General features: G+C 58.0%; 20 protein-coding genes. 6 read left to right on the plus strand and 14 right to left on the minus strand.

Translation table 11 applies throughout. From position 1 onward, the window contains the following. Positions 1-3 precede the first annotated feature (3 nt). Positions 4-1,002, plus strand: coding sequence for a polyprenyl synthetase family protein (locus I9182_RS13955; RefSeq protein ID WP_209598666.1), 999 nt, complete (start codon positions 4-6; stop codon positions 1,000-1,002). Here the strand turns inward: I9182_RS13955 and I9182_RS13960 are convergent. The 4 genes from I9182_RS13960 to soxR form a co-directional block, all read right to left on the minus strand. Further along, on the minus strand, positions 995-1,816 hold the full coding sequence (locus tag I9182_RS13960) for a 4-(cytidine 5'-diphospho)-2-C-methyl-D-erythritol kinase (RefSeq protein WP_209598667.1): 822 nt from the start codon (positions 1,814-1,816) through the stop codon (positions 995-997). The genes I9182_RS13955 and I9182_RS13960 overlap by 8 nt on opposite strands. Then, positions 1,806-3,476, minus strand: a complete 1,671-nt coding sequence (locus I9182_RS13965; protein ID WP_209506712.1) for a tetratricopeptide repeat protein — start codon at positions 3,474-3,476, stop codon at positions 1,806-1,808. The genes I9182_RS13960 and I9182_RS13965 overlap by 11 nt, the downstream gene beginning before the upstream one ends. A 145-nt stretch (positions 3,477-3,621) precedes the next feature. Beyond that, the gene (locus I9182_RS13970) at positions 3,622-5,268 is read right to left on the minus strand and encodes an electron transfer flavoprotein-ubiquinone oxidoreductase (RefSeq protein ID WP_209598668.1); all 1,647 of its coding nucleotides are present in this window, start codon (positions 5,266-5,268) and stop codon (positions 3,622-3,624) included. Positions 5,269-5,404: 136 nt separating this feature from the next. Continuing rightward, complete coding sequence (soxR, locus tag I9182_RS13975) at positions 5,405-5,860, minus strand: redox-sensitive transcriptional activator SoxR (protein ID WP_209598669.1); 456 nt, start codon at positions 5,858-5,860, stop codon at positions 5,405-5,407. 81 nt (positions 5,861-5,941) lie between these two features. Between soxR and I9182_RS13980 the strand changes: the two genes are divergently transcribed. The 3 genes from I9182_RS13980 to I9182_RS13990 all read left to right on the plus strand — a co-directional run bounded on the left by I9182_RS13980 (position 5,942) and on the right by I9182_RS13990 (position 8,037). Continuing rightward, entirely contained in the window at positions 5,942-6,322 is a 381-nt protein-coding gene (locus tag I9182_RS13980; RefSeq protein ID WP_209598670.1) for a VOC family protein, read from the plus strand. Between the two features lie 234 nt (positions 6,323-6,556). Further along, a complete protein-coding gene (greA, locus tag I9182_RS13985) occupies positions 6,557-7,027 on the plus strand; it encodes a transcription elongation factor GreA (protein WP_209506599.1) in 471 nt (156 codons plus the stop codon). 14 nt (positions 7,028-7,041) lie between these two features. Further along, positions 7,042-8,037: a hypothetical protein gene (locus tag I9182_RS13990; protein WP_209598671.1), complete on the plus strand. Its 996-nt coding sequence runs from the start codon at positions 7,042-7,044 to the stop codon at positions 8,035-8,037. On the opposite strand, the gene I9182_RS13995 is transcribed toward I9182_RS13990, so the two are convergent. The 5 genes from I9182_RS13995 to I9182_RS14015 are packed head-to-tail and all read right to left on the minus strand — an operon-like array spanning position 8,034 to position 12,769. Beyond that, a complete protein-coding gene (locus I9182_RS13995) occupies positions 8,034-8,627 on the minus strand; it encodes a GNAT family N-acetyltransferase (RefSeq protein WP_348540403.1) in 594 nt (197 codons plus the stop codon). The genes I9182_RS13990 and I9182_RS13995 overlap by 4 nt on opposite strands. Beyond that, positions 8,624-10,669 (minus strand): gephyrin-like molybdotransferase Glp, encoded by a 2,046-nt coding sequence (glp, locus tag I9182_RS14000; RefSeq protein ID WP_209598764.1) that lies wholly within the window; start codon positions 10,667-10,669, stop codon positions 8,624-8,626. Before glp ends, I9182_RS13995 begins: the two co-directional genes overlap by 4 nt. A 20-nt stretch (positions 10,670-10,689) precedes the next feature. Beyond that, positions 10,690-11,181 (minus strand): molybdopterin-guanine dinucleotide biosynthesis protein B, encoded by a 492-nt coding sequence (gene mobB / locus I9182_RS14005; protein ID WP_209506603.1) that lies wholly within the window; start codon positions 11,179-11,181, stop codon positions 10,690-10,692. Beyond that, positions 11,178-11,834: a molybdenum cofactor guanylyltransferase MobA gene (gene mobA / locus I9182_RS14010; protein WP_209506605.1), complete on the minus strand. Its 657-nt coding sequence runs from the start codon at positions 11,832-11,834 to the stop codon at positions 11,178-11,180. The genes mobB and mobA overlap by 4 nt, the downstream gene beginning before the upstream one ends. Next, positions 11,831-12,769, minus strand: a complete 939-nt coding sequence (locus I9182_RS14015) for a formate dehydrogenase accessory sulfurtransferase FdhD (RefSeq protein WP_245220584.1) — start codon at positions 12,767-12,769, stop codon at positions 11,831-11,833. The genes mobA and I9182_RS14015 overlap by 4 nt, the downstream gene beginning before the upstream one ends. On the opposite strand from I9182_RS14015, the gene I9182_RS14020 reads away from it, so the two are divergent. Together I9182_RS14020 and I9182_RS14025 are read left to right on the plus strand one after the other, a co-directional pair. Further along, the gene (locus tag I9182_RS14020) at positions 12,768-13,478 is read left to right on the plus strand and encodes an AzlC family ABC transporter permease (RefSeq protein ID WP_209598672.1); all 711 of its coding nucleotides are present in this window, start codon (positions 12,768-12,770) and stop codon (positions 13,476-13,478) included. The two genes, I9182_RS14015 and I9182_RS14020, sit on opposite strands and share 2 nt — an antisense overlap. Then, a complete protein-coding gene (locus I9182_RS14025) occupies positions 13,475-13,807 on the plus strand; it encodes an AzlD domain-containing protein (RefSeq protein WP_209506607.1) in 333 nt (110 codons plus the stop codon). Before I9182_RS14020 ends, I9182_RS14025 begins: the two co-directional genes overlap by 4 nt. On the opposite strand, the gene I9182_RS14030 is transcribed toward I9182_RS14025, so the two are convergent. The 5 genes from I9182_RS14030 to I9182_RS14050 form a co-directional block, all read right to left on the minus strand. After that, positions 13,796-14,428, minus strand: coding sequence for a hypothetical protein (locus I9182_RS14030; protein WP_209598673.1), 633 nt, complete (start codon positions 14,426-14,428; stop codon positions 13,796-13,798). The two genes, I9182_RS14025 and I9182_RS14030, sit on opposite strands and share 12 nt — an antisense overlap. Before the next feature lie 17 nt (positions 14,429-14,445). Further along, complete coding sequence (locus tag I9182_RS14035) at positions 14,446-14,580, minus strand: aa3-type cytochrome c oxidase subunit IV (protein WP_209506609.1); 135 nt, start codon at positions 14,578-14,580, stop codon at positions 14,446-14,448. Between the two features lie 89 nt (positions 14,581-14,669). After that, complete coding sequence (locus I9182_RS14040) at positions 14,670-15,209, minus strand: hypothetical protein (protein WP_209598674.1); 540 nt, start codon at positions 15,207-15,209, stop codon at positions 14,670-14,672. Next, entirely contained in the window at positions 15,196-17,037 is a 1,842-nt protein-coding gene (locus I9182_RS14045) for a glycerophosphodiester phosphodiesterase (RefSeq protein WP_209598675.1), read from the minus strand. The genes I9182_RS14040 and I9182_RS14045 overlap by 14 nt, the downstream gene beginning before the upstream one ends. 56 nt (positions 17,038-17,093) lie before the next feature. Further along, on the minus strand, positions 17,094-17,546 hold the full coding sequence (locus I9182_RS14050; protein ID WP_209598676.1) for a DUF6173 family protein: 453 nt from the start codon (positions 17,544-17,546) through the stop codon (positions 17,094-17,096). Between the last annotated feature and the right edge of the window lie 2 nt (positions 17,547-17,548).

A 17,548-nucleotide genomic window follows, 5' to 3' on the forward strand; every position in this document is an offset into this window, starting at 1 on the left:
ATGATGACCGTCGGCATGATCTCAAAACCGCATGAGCGCCTCGCTGAAATACTGGCGGGTGAAATGGAGGCTGTGAACACGTTGATCCGCACCCGGATGGCGTCGGACCATGCCCCACGTATCCCCGAAGTGACCCAGCATCTGGTCGAGGCGGGCGGAAAGCGCCTGCGCCCGATGCTGACATTGGCAGCCGCGCGGCTGTTTGGCTATTCGGGCGAGCACCATGTACGCCTTGCTGCCACGGTCGAGTTCATCCACACCGCCACCCTTCTGCACGACGACGTTGTGGATGAGAGCGCCCAACGGCGCGGACGCCCAACTGCAAATCTACTTTGGGACAACAAATCCAGTGTGCTGGTCGGTGATTACCTGTTTTCCCGCAGCTTCCAATTGATGGTCGAAACGGGTTCGCTGCGAGTTCTGGATATCTTGGCCAATGCCTCAGCAACCATCGCCGAAGGCGAGGTACTGCAAATGACCGCAGCAACCGACCTGCGTACAGATGAAAGCGTTTACCTACAGGTCGTGCGCGGCAAAACAGCGGCCTTGTTTTCAGCTGCGACCGAGGTGGGTGGCGTGATCGCCGGCGCATCGGAAGAACAGGTCAAAGCTTTGTTCGATTATGGTGACGCATTGGGGATCGCGTTCCAGATTGCAGACGACCTGCTGGATTATCAGGGTGACAGCAAGACAACCGGCAAAAATGTGGGCGATGACTTTCGTGAACGGAAACTGACCCTGCCTGTCATCAAGGCCGTGGCGCAGTCCACGCCCGAAGAACGCGCTTTCTGGGAGCGTACGATCGAAAAAGGCCGCCAACAGGATGGCGATCTGGATCATGCGCTGGGTCTGATGGACAAATACACAACGCTGGAAAAAACCCGGCAGGACGCTTTGGGTTGGGCGAATAAGGCAAAGGCATCTCTGGATTTTCTGCCTGATCATGAGATTCGCAGCCTGCTGCGCGAACTGGCCGATTACGTGGTCTCGCGCCTCAGTTAAGCTTCGTCGCGCGGCACCACCAGTCAGGATGCGCCGCACCGATCTCATAGGCCGCGAAATGCGCGTCTTTCATTGTGGGGTATAGGGCAAAACAGGTCGAGCCGGATCCCGACATGCGCGTCACAAGGGCACGATTGGTCATGTTCAACTCGTCCAGAACCTGCTCGATCTCACGTGCAACACCCATGGCAGGTACCTGTAAGTCATTGCGTTGATCACGCAACCACAGAGCACAGGCTTCAGCGTCTTCAAAATCAGGGACCAGCTCAGGCATCGGCGGATTGTCTCGGGACGCCAGCGCGTTGAAAACGGTACCTGTCGGCACCGGCACATTCGGGTTGACCAAAAGCGCGGGCAGGTGCGGAAGGTTCACCGCCGCCAAACGATCGCCAATGCCTTGCATTCTGATCGCCCGGTTTTCGAGACAAACGGGCACATCTGCCCCCAGTGACAACGGCAGGTCAGGCCGGACGTCACATCCCTGACCTGCCAATGCCCAAAGCGTGGCGGCCGCATCCGATGACCCGCCCCCTATACCTGCCCCGTGGGGCAGAGACTTGATCAGCTCGACATGCCCGGTCCAGCCGACGCCTTCGGCCGCTTTCCAGACCAGGTTACGGCTGTCCGTGGGCACGCCTTCGGCAAACTCCCCACTCACGTCGATAGTCAGCTCGGGACCGGGCGAGAATGTCAACTGATCGCCCAGATCTGCAAAAACCACTAACGAATCCAACAGGTGATAACCGTCCTTACGACGTCCGGTCACATGCAGGGTCAGGTTGATTTTGGCGGGCGCAAACGCCTTAATTTCCATTTGCGACTTTCAAGGGTTCCGCGCCTTCTTCGGCCAGAACGGCACTTAGTCCGACCTCGATCTTGCGTCGAATGCGATCCGGGTCAGCCTCACCATCCGTGTCTTCGGGATCAACAAAGGACAGCGCCCGTTTCCATTGGAACTCGGCCTCGCGTGCACGCCCAACAGCCCAATAGACATCCCCCAGATGATCATTGACGACAGGATCAACGGGCATCAGCTCGACCGCGCGCTCCATATGCTCGACCGCTTCTTCGTAACGACCCAGACGGAACAGAACCCAACCCAGACTATCCACGATGTAGCCGCTATCCGGGCGGGCTTCGACCGCACGCTGGATCATGTCCAGCGCTTCATCCAGCTTTTCTTTCCGTTCTACCAAAGAATAGCCCAGATAGTTCAGCACCTGCGGCTGATCCGGATTCAACTCCAGCGCCCGACGGAAATCGGTTTCAGCCTGATCCCACTGCTTCAGCCGCTCGTGGCTTATGCCGCGCGCGTAGTGCAGGAACCAATTCCCGCCTGCCTGACTGTCCGTCAGAGCAATCGCAGTGTCATAAGAGGCAACCGCAGCTGCATAGTTTTCCTGACGACGCTGAAGATCTGCCAGAGAAACATGCACGCTGGGCAAATCAGGATTTTGCAACGCCAGATTTTGAAGAACTTCAATGGCTGCATCGGTTTTTCCGGATTTGTCCAGGATTTCGGCCCGCCCAAGTTCTGCGGCATGGTGGTCATTGCTGCTTGCCGGGACCATGCGATAGGCGGCAACGGCCAGATCATACTGTTGCAGCTTGTCCAGCAATTCCGCGCTCAGCAGAATGGCGTCCACGTGGTCTGGGCGCAGAAAGCTCGCCAGTCGTGAATAAAGCAGGACGTAGTCAGCCGAAGCCTCGCTGTTCAATGCGGCACCAACGGTAAAGAATATTTCCGCCATTCCATCCAGCGCAGAGCCCGCGTGGGTGAACGGAAGCGTCTCGCCCGCGGTCAATTTATCAGTGTAGGCTTCAATGGTCGGATCGCTACCGGAAACAAACACATCGTCCAGAAACTGTATGGCGTCTTCGTTGCGATCCAGCTGTGACAGCACCTCTGTACGGGCCAGCGCGGCCCGGCGCGAGAACCGCGCAACCGCGCCGTTGTTATCCGCAAATATCACCTCGGCACCTTCGAAATCGCCGATAGAGGCCAGTGCCATGGCTTTGTGATACAGCGCAAACTCCCTGAGGCCTTCCTGCGTGGCCACGGCATCGAACTGCTCCATGGCCTTTGTCATTTCACCTTGCCCCAGGTGGGCCCATGCAATCATCAGCCCATCAACCAAAGGACCGATCCCCTGCGTTTCAGGGTCACGCGCCAAAAGTTCGTCAAACTTGCCGTCTGCAATCAAATTGGCCGAAATCGCCATACGCGCGGCCTGACTGGGAAGGTTGGCTTCCTCGATCTGCTTTGCAACAGGCAAAGCACGGGCAATTTCCCCCAGCGCAAGGCGGGCGACGACAACGCTTTCCAAGAGCAGCGCGTTTTCCGGATCAAATCTGAGAGCCTGGGCGTAGTATCTTTCCGCCGCAGAATAGTCGCTTTCGTAGATCGCCTGACGCCCGGCCAGATATGAACCGGCACCCGAATCCGAAAAGGCCGGCACAGCGACCGACGACATGAGCAGCACGGACAATGCCGTGCGACGAACCAGGGAAACCACCGAAATCCTGCCTTACTATCGTTGACTGACGGTTAAGCTAGGGCTTCGGTCGGCAAGAGGCAATGGCAGAGCCTTCACGACCCTGCCATTGCCGGTTTTTTGCTTACATGTTCGGATAGTTTGGTCCGTCGCCACCCTGCGGCGTGGTCCAGGTGATATTCTGGCTTGGATCCTTGATGTCGCAGGTTTTGCAGTGAACGCAGTTCTGGAAGTTGATGACGAATCGCGGCCCGTTGTCATCCTCGACCATTTCGTAAACGCCTGCCGGGCAATAGCGCTGCGCCGGTTCGTCGAACTTTGGCAGGTTGACCTTGACCGGGATTTCCGGGTCCGCCAGGCGCAGGTGGCAGGGCTGGCTTTCCTCGTGATTGGTTGCCGCAAAGGACACGTTGGTCAGCCGGTCAAAGGACAGCGTCCCATCGGGCTTGGGATAGTCGATCGGCTTGTGCTTGCTGGCTTCCTCGGTCGACTGGGCATCGTTCTTGCCATGCCCTAGCGTACCAAAGAGCGAAAAGCCCAATGTGTTGGTCCACATGTCCAAACCACCCAGCACCAGCGAGGGGATCATGCCCCACTTGGACCACATCGGCTTGACGTTGCGCACCTTCTTCAGGTCCTTGCCAATCTCGCCATTGCGAACATCGGCCTCGTAAGCGGTCAGCTCATCGCCCGAACGGTCAGCCTTGATCGCGTCATAGGCGGCCTCGGCGGCAGCCTTGCCCGACAGCATCGCATTGTGGTTGCCCTTGATGCGCGGCACGTTGACCATGCCCGCGGAACAGCCCAGCAACGCCACGCCCGGCGCCACCAGCTTGGGCATCGACTGAAGACCGCCTTCGGTGATCGCACGGGCACCGTACGCCACGCGCTTGCCGCCTTTCAGCAGCTCGGCCACCATCGGGTGATGCTTGAAACGCTGGAATTCCATATAGGGGTACAGGTGCGGGTTCTTGTAGTTCAGGTGAACCACAAAGCCGACATAGACCTGATTGTTTTCAAGGTGATAGATGAACGACCCGCCACCTGCGTTGCCGCCCAGAGGCCAGCCCATTGTGTGCGTGACCGTACCTTCTTTGTGCTTGGCTGGGTCAATCTCCCAGATCTCTTTCATGCCGACGCCGTATTTCTGCGGCTCTTTGCCGGCAGACAAGTCGTATTTGGCAATGACTTCCTTGGACAGTGAGCCGCGCACACCTTCCGACAGGAAGACGTATTTGCCGTGCAGTTCCATGCCAGGCTCTGTATTGGGGCCATAAGAGCCGTCCGTTTCCAGACCAAAGACACCGGCCACTACGCCTTTGACTTCGCCATTGTCACCGTAAACCAGCTCGGAACAGGCCATGCCGGGGAAGATTTCCACACCCAGCTCCTCGGCCTGCTCGGCCATCCAGCGGCAAACATTACCCATAGAGACGATGTAGTTGCCATGGTTGTTCATCAGCGGCGGCATCGGGAAGTTGGGAATGCGGATCTTGCCTGCCTCGCCCAGCATGTAGAAATTGTCTTCATGCACCGGCACGTTCAGCGGAGCACCCTTTGCCTTCCAATCCGGGATCAAAGCATCCAGTCCGCAGGGATCAAGAACTGCGCCAGACAGGATATGCGCACCTACTTCCGAGCCCTTTTCCAGAACGACGACGTTCAGGTCCGCATCCAGCTGTTTCAGGCGAATGGCAGCCGACAGGCCTGCAGGACCTGCGCCTACGATCACCACGTCATATTCCATTGCTTCGCGTTCAATCTCGGCCATCGCGGGCTCCCTAGCTTACTTTCCGAATTGGCGCTGTCACTGCAGGATCTGCGCAATTTTGTTTCACGGCTGATTACATGGTCAGAAAGACTTTGGTCAATCGAAACACGGCGTAACAAGGGCGCTATTCGACACATCAGTCCTCTGGTGCATCACCCATCAGGTATCTGGGACCGCTACCATGGGATTTTGCCCTGTCATCGGGGTTATAAAGCTTGCATTTCGGCAAACTGAGGCACCCACACCCGATGCAGCCGTCCAGATTGTCGCGCAATCGCATCAGGGTATCGATTCGCTGGTCCAGATGAGTGCGCAACCGCACGCTTATAGCTTTCCAATCCTGTGGTGTCGGTGTTCGCTTTCCCGGCAAGCCCGACAAGACCTCGCGAATTTCAGGCAAGGTCAGGCCGAACTGCTGCGCGATCATGACAAAGCTCAGCCGCCGGATATCTGCCCGCTGGTAACGTCGCTGCCCACCCGCATTGCGCCAGGGCGCGATCAAACCCTGTGCTTCGTAATACCGGATCGCTGAAACGGCCAACCCCGTACGTCGGGCCAATGCCCCGATTGCCAACCCTTCTGAAACAGCCATGTCGCCCTCGAAGAAATACCTTGACCTAAAGTTAGGTTTAGAAATTACGGTGAGTCGAAACAAGCCAAAAAAGGAGATCCCATGATGGCAACGCTTGAACATACCAATTTCACTGTCAGCGACCCACAGGCCTCGGCCGCCTGGATGCAGCAGGTCTTTGGCTGGAAAACACGCTGGGAAGGACCCGCAATATCAGGCGGATACACGGTGCATGTCGGATCGGCCCACACCTATCTTGCGCTTTACAAACCCGATGCGCCGAAACCATTGGTCGAAAGCAGCTACGATATCGTCGGCGGGCTGAACCATGTTGGTGTTCTGGTCGAAGATATCGACGCAACCGAGGCCAAGGTGCGCAAGGCGGGGTTCGAACCCCATAATCATGCCGATTACGAACCGGGGCGTCGGTTCTATTTCAGGGATGACAACGGCATCGAGTTTGAAGTGGTACAATATGATTGAGATGCTGTGGCTCTGCACGTCTTCGAGGCGATGGTGCAAGGGCGGGCAACCGGACCATCGCCATAGGCCACACCCGAAACAATCCCGGCGGCGCAATGTTGCAAATTGATCGCGGCAGCTGCTGACACCCCTTGCAATTCACGTGGTATTTGGGTCAGGTAATCGTCAACCTAGGACTCGCCCCGACGCTTCTGTGCGGCGGGGCGAGTCAGTTTATGCGTGGACGTAGAGAGTATGGAAAAGATCCCAATGACGCCTGCGGGCAATGCCGCACTCGCAGCTGAGTTGAAGAACCTCAAATCCGTCGAACGCCCTGCGATTATCGAAGCCATCGCATCGGCGCGTGAACTTGGCGACCTGAAAGAAAACGCGGAATACCATTCAGCCCGCGAAAAGCAGGGCTTTATCGAAGGTCGCATTAAAGAACTGGAAGGTATCCTGTCGCTGGCGGATGTAATTGATCCTGCAAAACTGTCCGGCGCGATCAAGTTTGGCGCAAAGGTTACTTTGGTCGACGAGGATACCGACGAAGAAAAGACGTGGCAGATCGTCGGCGAATATGAAGCCAATATCGAAGCTGGCCTTTTGAACATCAAATCCCCCATCGCCCGTGCCCTGATTGGCAAGGACGAAGGAGACAGTGTCGAGGTGCGCACCCCTGGCGGCGTGCGCTCTTATGAAATTCTGAGCATCAAGTACGCCTGACCGGAGCGCATGTAATGTCGGGGCACAAACCTGACCCGGAAGCTGAAAGACCGACTTCGCTGGGCATCTATGACCGCCCAAAGACACTGTCTGTCACCGAGATTGAGATTGCCGCGCTGGTGCTCAGCCTGATTTGGCTGGTGGTGTCAGTTGTTTTTCTGGTGTTGCCGGATAAGGGGCAAAGCGGCGGTTTTGTTGTCACCTTTCTGGCCGTTTTCATGCCTGTGGCGATGATCTGGGTCGCAGCCACTGCCATGCGGGCCAGCCGCGTGATGCGCGAGGAAAGCGCGCGGCTGCAAACTGCGATTGATGCGATCCGTCAGGCTTATGTGGCGCAGCAGCAGCGCGCATCCAGCACCTACGAACCGGCGGTGGCCAAGAAACTGGATGAGATCGCAGCCGCAACGCGGAAAACCGAAAATGCGTTGGCAACATTTTCGACCAAGCGCACAACGCCACCTTACGTCCCGGCAAAACCACTTGTAGCGGGTGCTCAGACCTCGCTTGAACTGGGCACACCTGCGGAAGAGATCGCGCCACCACTGAGCACCGAAATCTTTATCCGCGCCTTGAACTTCCCGGAAACTCAGAATGACACCGAAGGGTTTAATGCCCTGCGCGTGGCGCTGAAAGACCGCAAGACGGCGCAGATCGTGCAAGCCTCGCAGGATGTTCTTACACTGCTCAGCCAGGAAGGCATCTACATGGACGACCTGCGCCCTGACATGGCCCGGCCCGAAATCTGGCGTCAGTTCGCGCAGGGCGCGCGGGGTCGCGCTGTCGCCTCGCTGGGGGGTGTACGCGACAGGTCCTCGCTGGCGCTGACAGCTGCGCGGATGAAACAGGATCCCATTTTCCGGGACGCCGCCCACCATTTTCTTCGCCGCTTCGACAAGATGATGGCCGAGTTCGAGCCTACCGCAAGCGATGCAGAACTGAGCGCGTTGGGTGAGACCCGCACCGCGCGGGCGTTCATGTTGCTGGGGCGCGTAGCCGGGACGTTTGATTAATCAGGCAAAACGATCCAAGACATCTTGGTCGCGCTGCTGAAACCAAACACGTAACTTAAAGGCCCGGTTTTTTCTTCCCCCACAGGCCAAAATCCTTCGCGCTCATATAAAGCGCGGGCGCGGGGGTTTGTGTCGATAACGTCAAGCTGAACCACTGACATGTTTTGTTTCCGCGCTTCACACTTAACGGCATCCAGCAAGGCAGTACCAACTCCTTTGCCACGCGAGCCCGCTGCCACAAGTATGCCATCCATCTGAAACACGCCGGGTTTCAGTTCGCGCTCCAAAATGCTGAGGATGAGGGCGCGCCAAATGGCCCCAAGCCAGCCATAGACCTTTGCTAGGTCTGACATTCTGCCTCCGGCCAATGCACCATCGAGTGTCTTGAAACCTGCAAGCCCCAAAACCCGGTCTTCCTTGTCCCGTGCAACCAGCGCGAAATCCGGATTCAACGAAGTTTCGAAGAAAGCCAGCCCCTTTTCATCCGGACCCATGACTTTGTTCAGTTTCGCCGAGAATGCCTGCCAGAACAGGGTCGCCACCAGCTGGCGTTCCGCATCAGAAAAACCGCGTGAGACCGTGATTTTCACAACCCAAAACTGCCATACGGGATAAACCGAACCATATCACCGGGTTGGATATGCCGGGCACCATCTTCTATTTCGACCAGCCCTTCGGCCCAGCTGAGCCCGCTGATCCGGCCCGATCCTTCTGACTTGAAGACTTCAACCCGGCCTTCCCGTATGCGCGCGCGCAGGTATTCGCGGCGGCCCGGTTTCTTGCGCTTTTCAAAGGCAGCGGGCACTTCGAACCCTTGCGGCTCGATCCAGCCTTCGCCCGACATCAGGCCCAACGCCGGTCGCGCAAAGATCAAGGTGCAGACCAAAGCGGCAACGGGATTGCCGGGCAGTCCAAAGACCGGGGTTCCAGACCACAACCCCAAAGCCAGAGGGCGACCGGGTTTCAAGGCGATCCGCCAGTGTTGCATCGCCCCCGCCTGGCGCAGCAAGGCAGATACGTGGTCTTCGTCACCAGCAGATGCGCCACCACTCGTCAGTATCACATCTGCCTGTTCCGCAGCCTGGTCCAGCCGTTCCCGCAGGGCGTCCCGATCATCTGACACACGCCCCATATCCACAGGCACAAACCCCAGCCTTTCGACCAGAGACAAAAGCATCGGGCGGTTGGCGTCGAATATCTGACCCGGTCCGGCGCACTCTCCGGCGTCGACCAGTTCATCACCGGTCGATACCACGGCGACACGCAGCGGTTTGCGCACCTTCACCTCGGCAATGCCCAAAGCGGTGAGCAGCGCAAGATCAGCCGGTGTCAATCGGCGCCCTGTAGGCAAGGCCAGATCGCCCGCGGCCACATCCTCGCCCGCTTGCCTGGTATTTGCCCCCTGTTTCAGCGGACCATGGAATGCGATATGCCCGTCTTTTACTGTGACATCCTCTTCCAGAATAACCGTATCCACTCCGTCAGGCAGCGCGGCACCCGTCAGAACGCGCACTGCCTGACCCTCGGGAACATCACCGTCGAACGGGATACCGGCTGCTGCACGCCCATCGACCAGCGGCAGGACCTGTGGCCCATCTGAAACCGGGCCAGCGAACCCGAACCCATCCACGGCTGTATTCGGCTGCGGCGGGTTGGAATGTTGGGCTATCACATCCTCTGCCAGAATGCGCCCACTCGCCTTGTTCAGCGCGACCACCTCGACCGAGGTAATCGGATGCAACCTGTCGCGCAAACAGGCCAAGGCGTCATCAACCGGCGTCCACTCCACACCCGCTGGCAGCGCAAAACAGTCGTTGCGCAACGGTGGCGGGGCTATGTTCGGCTTGTTCTGAGTCACACCCAATATCCAGCCTTCCTCTGCCGCTGAAACATCTAATTGCGCATTCAACTCCTGCTCTGTCAAACGCGACAGAGTCAAGGCGACCTGTTCGACCTGCCAGGCATCCTTGATCCGCCCGTCCGGTGGCGCACCCAAGGTGAGCGACGGCCAGATTTCCACAAAGGCAACGGGTCTATCCAACGGCTCGAACGGCCAGACCGCGACTTGTCCGGCAAAGCGATGGCGGAGCCTGCTTAGGACTGGAAGCCCCATCATCACCTGCCCACCGACCGCGCCTGCACCCGCCATCTGCCAGCAGGTGAAACTGCCTTTTGCCAAGGCTTCAACCGCACGACGGTCGGAAAACGGATTGGAATAGCCCGTTTTGGTTCTCGGCAAACCATCAATGTCACGCCCGAGGCCATTCATCCAAAATGGGCCTCTTCCTCCGAATTTTCGATTGATCCGGCCTGCCAAGTCGAAACGATTGTTCGTTTTCGAACCGTCCTCGACATGCTGTTCGAACCAGTCCCACAAGGTCAAGGGGTCATCCGTACCGGTCATCGCGCGGGCAAAACCCTTCGGGTATCCAAAAGGGAAATCAAACCCCAGAAACAGGCGACGACCTGCCTTCAGTTCGGTGCGGATCAGGGCATCCAGCCACGCCTCGGCAAGCGCCCGGTTGCGCAGGTATTCGGGTTCCTGTGCCTGCCCTTCACGCACAATACAGGCCCAGATCGCGTCTTTGCGCGGTGTTGGCCCGGTGTCATTTCCACCAGACCAGTCCACCATGGCAAAGGTCTGGAACGGGGTCACAAACCGACCTCATCCAATATGAAGTCCGCGATCCGGACTGTGTCGTTCAGGTCGAAAACCGGACGATCCAGTTCCAGCGCCGTGTCGCTGGCAACAGCACGAATAGTTTCGTTTTCAATCGCAATCAGAGGATTTCCCGCCTCGGCGCGAAACGCCTCGATCTTTGGGTGGCCTTCCCGCTTGAAGCCTTCAACCAGCACCAGATCAACCGGTGAAAGCCGCGCCAGCAGTTCGCCCAATGGCGGCTCGGGTGCGCCGCGCAGCTCCTGCATCAAGGCGACGCGCTGCCCCGACGCAAGCAACACCTCGCTGGCGCCAGCAACGCGGTGACGATGACTGTCCGTGCCCGGCTGATCCACATCGACGCCGTGATGCGCGTGCTTGACGGTTGAGACGGCAAAGCCCCGCCCCGTGATCTCGGCCACCAGCCGTTCCATCAGCCCTGTTTTGCCTGCGTTTTTCCAGCCAGTGACGCCGTAGACTCTCATACCTGCTCCAACAATGTCCGGGCGCGGTCCAGATCGTCAGGCGTATTGACGTTGAAGAACGGATCAAACGGGTCAGCCTGAAACAAAGCCTCGCGCCCGTCATGTTTATCAGTCCACAGCACGACCTTGCGCAACCCGTCCGTCAGAGCCGCCCGCAGATCATCGCGCAACGCCACAGGCCAGAGCCCAAAGGTCGGGTGCCGGTTGACCCGCCTGCCCCCACCGGATTTCAGCGCCTCGTCGCCCGTTCGCGGAGTAGTGGCCAAGACCAGAGGATGCACCTGCCCCGCTGCCGCCTCTTGCAGGCGCGCCACCAGATCACGTGGGAAGAACGGTGTATCTGCGGCAGCCGTTACGATGCTGTCGGCCCCCTGGTCTGCCGCCCAATCGAGCCCCGCCAGAACACCGGCCAAAGGGCCAGCGAAGCCTTCGATCGAGTCAGGCAGAACGGGTAGCGTCAGATCGCTGAAACGCTCGGGGTCGCCATTTGCGTTCAGGGCCAAACCATCGACTTGCGGAGACAGCCGGTCAACGACATGGGACAGCAAGCTCTGCCCACCAATCTGCAATAGACCTTTGTCACCGCCGCCCATCCGGGTGGCCTGCCCGCCTGCGAGGATGACGCCGAGGGGTTTCCTGTTTTCATCACTCATTGGCTACTCTTCCGCCGGTGTTTCCTGTCTTCGGCCACAACCGTCGACGGGTCCACATCACGAACCAACCGTTCCTCACCAGAAAGACAAACAAAGCGCTGTCCTCGCATCCGACCGATCAGCGTAAGGCCTACCTCACGCGCGATCTCAACACCCCAGGCGGTGAATCCGGAACGGGACGCCAATACGGGAATGCCCATCATCGCCGTTTTGATCACCATCTCGGATGTCAGGCGACCGGTGGTATAAAGGATTTTGTCCGCTGCCGTCGCCCCCTCGGACAGCATCCAGCCTGCGATCTTGTCGACAGCGTTATGGCGACCCACGTCTTCCATATAAACCAGCGGGCGGTTTTCCCGGCACAAGACAGTCCCATGAATTGCCCCGGCCTCAAGATAAAGCGACGGGGTGCGGTTGATCTTGGCCGCCAGTTCGTAAAGCCACGAGGTACGGACCTGCACTTGCGGCAGCTGAACGCCCTCAAGGCCCTCCATCATGTCCCCGAATACTGTGCCCACAGCGCAACCACTGGTGCGCGTCTTTTTCTTCAGCTTGTCCTCGTACGAAGTCGCGCGTGCGGTGCGGACAACTACGGTTTCAAGATCATCATCGTAATCGACACGGGTAATCTCATCACCAGCCAGCAGCATGCCCTGATTTCGCAGAAAACCCAGCGCCAGATATTCGGGATAGTCGCCAATGGTCATCGCCGTCACAATTTCCTGCGCGTTGAGGAAGATCGTCAGTGGGCGCTCTTCAACCACTGAAATCTGACTGACCTCGCCATTCTGGTCCACCCCCTCGACCGCACGGGTCAGGCGGGCCGCGCCCGGATCAGGAGCGATTACATAGTCTGACACGTCGGTTTCGGTGACCAATTGCAACCCCTTCACAAGACCGATACTGCTGCTGGCGTCACCATAGGATTTAGCCATGGCCTCTGCCACATCCAAGTCATACTTCTGGAAAGGTTTTCGCGACGGCACGCCGTTTGTCTTCGTGGCTGTGCCTTTTGGTCTGTTGTTCGGTGTCTTCTCGACAGAAGCAGGGTTGAATATCGTGCAGACCATTGCCTTTTCCATCACCGTCTTTGCAGGCGCGGCGCAGTTCACAGCTCTGCAACTTCTGCAGGATGAAACGCCGACAATCATCGTTTTGATCTCGGCCCTGGCAGTGAACCTGCGGGTCGCGATGTATTCCGCGTCGCTGACGCCGTATCTGGGTGCCGCGCCCTTGTGGCAGAGAGCATGTGCGGCTTACCTGATCGTGGATCAGTCTTACGCCTGTTCAATCGCGCAGTTCGAAAAAGAGCCTGATCTGACGATCCCCCAGCGAATGGCCTATTTCCTTGGTTCGGTCACTCCGATCACACCGCTGTGGGTTTTGGGAACCTGTCTGGGTGCCGTGCTGGGCGCTCAAATACCGGAAAGCTGGGCGCTGGACTTTGCCCTGCCGATCACCTTTCTGGCGATGATCGGGCCAATGATGCGTACGCTGGCCCATGTCATCGCCGCCCTGGTCGCCATTGTCGTTGCCCTGCTGACCGTGAGTGTGCCGTTCAATCTGGGCCTACTGATCGCAGGCGCGGCAGGGATGATGGCCGGTGCGCAGGCAGAATTGATGCTAAAGCGGAACGCGCCATGAACCAGATCGACCAGACAACAATATGGATCATCATCGTGGGTCTTGCGGTGGGCAGCTATGCTTTGCGCTTTACCTTCATCGGTCTCGTCGGTGATCGCCCGATGCCGCCCTGGTTGTTACGTCACCTTCGATATACAGCCGTGGCCATCCTGCCCGCATTGATCGCGCCGCTGGTGGTTTGGCCTGCAGCCACCGAAGGACAACCGGATATACCCCGTATGTCGGCCGCAGCGGTTGCATTGTCTGTGGGCATTCTAACCAAAAACGTGCTGGCGGCCATTTTTACCGGGGCGGCAACACTTTACACATTGCTGTATCTAGTTGGATGAAGCCGCGTCCAACTGGTTCAGGCGCGCATTGTTGAACGCCAGTCCCTTTTGCAGGTCCGCGTCGTCGTTTTCACGGTATTCCGCCGTTTGAACACCTTGCAATGCCCCAAACTGATCGGACAGTTTGACCGGATAGAATGTGGTCGTGATCTGTTCGAACCCCGGAACCTGCTGCAACAGCTGCGAGGTAGAGTTTGCACAGAATGCACCAGCCACCGGGCCCATCTGCTTGGCCAGTTGCAATGCAATTTCGGCCTGCTGCGGAGTGACCTCGATCGTCTGGATGCGCGCATAATGTGTTTCGCGGGCGTGGCTGCTGCGATATGCACGTTCGACATTCGGGGTAATACCGTACAGCACATCGTTCCTGATCGGTACAACATCCGCCCGGAACGATCCTGCCGGGTCGAAAATAACCCGCTCACTGCCGCTGATCATCAGCGACGTGTGCGCGCCCGAACCGGTCCGGGTGCTGATCATCGTGTACAAGGTCAGGGTCGATGGCCCCAGATCGCGATAGGAGCGGGACCTAATTTCAGTCTGATCCGCTTGCGGGCGCTGTGATGCAGCGCAACCAGTCAACGTTGCGGCCAAAAGACACGCAGTCAATATCCTGAGCAAAGCCGCCCCCGAATTGCTTACGAGGCGAAAACTGCCAGGAACAGGCACAACAAGGCGATTGCAACCACACACCAGGTGGTGGCTTTGATGAAACCGTTAAAAGTTTTGGTTTGAACGTCGATGTTCATTTCGCCGTGTTTGTGTTCAGCCATGAGTCTCAGAATCCCAATTCGCGTGTTTGACTTGTTGGATAATGGAAAACAAAACGCCTGTCACCACGTCATTCGCGCGCAGGGCGCGCTTACTTGAGGACCGAGCATCCGGGATACCCAAACCCCCACCGCCAAGGCAGGCCGCTGCACGGCCCGCCACCGAATCGAACCGCCCCATACATGGCATCCGCAGTAATCGCATGAATGGAGCGGATCTGATCAGGTTCCATATCATAGCGATCGGCATATTCGTCAGCATACAGATCTCCATGCGCCGCAACACAGGCATGCAGGGCATCATCCGCCGCTAAACGCGCGTCATAGCTTTCCTCGGCCGAATCCGTTCCGCCAGCGTTGTGATATGCCCGGTCGTGGATCACACAACAGTTTTCCCATGGCGGATGTTCTTCAAAAAGCTCGCCAACCTGTGGGAATTGCTTTGCCACCCAGCGCCAGCTTGCGGACAACCCACCCGAACACCCATCTGTTTCGAATGGTTGCAGCTCGGCTCCGTCGCTCTGATCCATCAAGGCGTGATGGGCAGGCATTTCGAACCGGCGCATCAAGTCCTGTGCCAAGGCAATATGCGGAATGATAAGTAACAGCAGCGACAGATTAAGGGCTTTCATCGCGCATCGCCTTGGTGTCGACCTGTAACCCGAATGTCGTGGCCAGCCACAACATCAGCCGCTCTGCCGGTCCCATTTCAGCGCGCACGCGCAGAACCTCATTGGCCATGGCCGGGCGATCGGTGATCAGGCCATCAACGCCCATAGACGCCATTTTAGACATTTGCAGCGGATCGTTCACTGTCCAGACATAGATATCCTTACCGGCATCGTGAACCTTTCGGATCAGGCCCGGCGTCGCAATCCCTGCATTGACCGCGACAAACTCGCCCTCCAACCCTGACAGATCACCAACGGCTGTGGCCGCCAATACACCCGAACGCCAGTCCGGGCGCAGTTTCTTCATCTTTTGGACGGCCGGGTATTTCAACGACATGGTGGCGACGTCGTCCTGCATCTCCAGTTCTTCCACCAGATTGATCACCCGGTTTTCCAGATCGATGTCATGGCCATAGTATTTCAGTTCGATAAGAACCCTGGACTTGCCTTTGGCCGCCTCCAGCACATCACGCAGAGTTGGCGTGCGTTCCGAGGCGTATTCCGGGTCAAACCAGCTGCCGATGTCGATATCGGCCACATCCGCCATCGTTGCATCCCAGACCTTAAGGTTAACACCCGCCAACTTCATGAAATCACTGTCATGGGCCACGATGATCACATCATCCGCAGATTCCTGGACGTCGATTTCGACCCAATCCGCTCCGTCCTCGATGGCTTTCAGAACCGAGGCCATCGTGTTTTCCGGCCGCAAGGCCGCTGCACCCCGGTGGCCAATGACCTCGGCATGATCCGGGGCCTGCACATGTTCTAGCAGACTTTGACCTGACCAAAGGCCAATACCCAACGCGGCAAGGGATGCGCCCACTGTCACAAATACAGGCGCCCGAATTTTCCGGGGCTCTGGGTGTGCGATCTTTTTTCCGTCTGTATCGAAAAAACCGTCCAGCAAGACGGCCAGCGCGCCCAGCGCCGTTGCTGCCAAAACCAGCCCCGCCAATGACCACAGTCCAGCGACGATAAAACTGAAGGTCAGGGCCAGCTTGAGATTGCTGCCGTCCTGCACGGGTACGAGAGTAAACAAAAGGCTGGCCACTGCGGCAATCAAAGCGGCGATGACAAGGCGCATCCCCAGCCAAAGGACAAGCTCGATCTTCAGCCGCCCGCGCCTGCCTTCCATTTTCTGCGCACTTTGCGCAAACGCTGTTCGGGGCGCAGTTCCTTCGAAAAGGACCAGATGCAGGGCTAGCGCCCAGGCGGACAGGCGGCGGATCAAAAGCCACGCCAGTATAAGAACAACCATTCCGATCAGAAGAACCGCCACCTTGAAGGCGGGGGGGCGGAAGGTCAGGTAATAGTTGATGTCATATTCAGTCAGCGTCCACCACGCGATCAGGCCGGCAACGGCCACGAACGGCAGGGCAAGCAACAGGACGCGCAGGATGAAACGCACGGCAAATCCGAACAACGCCGGGAAACGGGAAAGGATCAATGCGAGCGCCGCACTGCCAGCGCGCCAGGGATCTTGTTCGCCCATACGCAGCGACCCGGCCATAACCGAGAACACAAAGACCTCGGCCAGTAGAAACAAGCTCAAAACTACAACTGACGAGATAAATCCGACCGGAGACAGCAGGAACATGGCAATGTCCTGATCGGTCAAGGCCGTCTGGTCAGACAGGGAAACTGCCAGATTGACCGCCAGCGCCACCCCTGGCGCGATCAGCGCCACAAGCAGCAATCGCACAGCGAAATAGATTGGCACAAAAACCCGACGCCGGGCCCAGGCCCCCGCGTAGGCATGTGTTACGGCATGGAAATATCTGCTCACGCGGTCGCCTCCGAACTGATACAGTCATTCAAAGGCGCGCAAACGTGAAATGCAAGTCAGCTGTCTTTCAGGTCCGCAGCCAGGCGGAACCCGATGCGGTTGGCAGGCTTGTCCTCAACCGATTTAGGAAGCGCACGCAACATCACGTTCAACTGGCTGACATGTTGCACCAGTTGCGTGCGGGCTCCGGTCCCGTCTGACCCGTAAAAGGTTATCATGTCAGGGTCGAAATAACCCATCCCCTCGATCCGCATCACGCCCGCGTCGCCACCGGTGAACCCCATGGCGACCTCATGATCACCGTCCAGCGTCTGTTCGAAATTCTGGATATACAGGATTAACCGCTCGTAGGCCCATTGTGCAGGGCTTTTGCTGGCCACCGGTTTCTTCAACGTCTCGGGCAGTTTTTTGCTTCCGGATTCGGCTTTTGGATCGGCGTGCACCTCGTAACACCTTGGCAACGCTGCAGCCTCTGCGGCCTCGGCCGAGGTTTCAATCTGGTCCTGCATTC

It is taken from the genome of Ruegeria sp. HKCCSP351, assembly GCF_017872535.1.
In the GTDB taxonomy this organism is placed as follows: Bacteria; Pseudomonadota; Alphaproteobacteria; order Rhodobacterales; family Rhodobacteraceae; genus Ruegeria.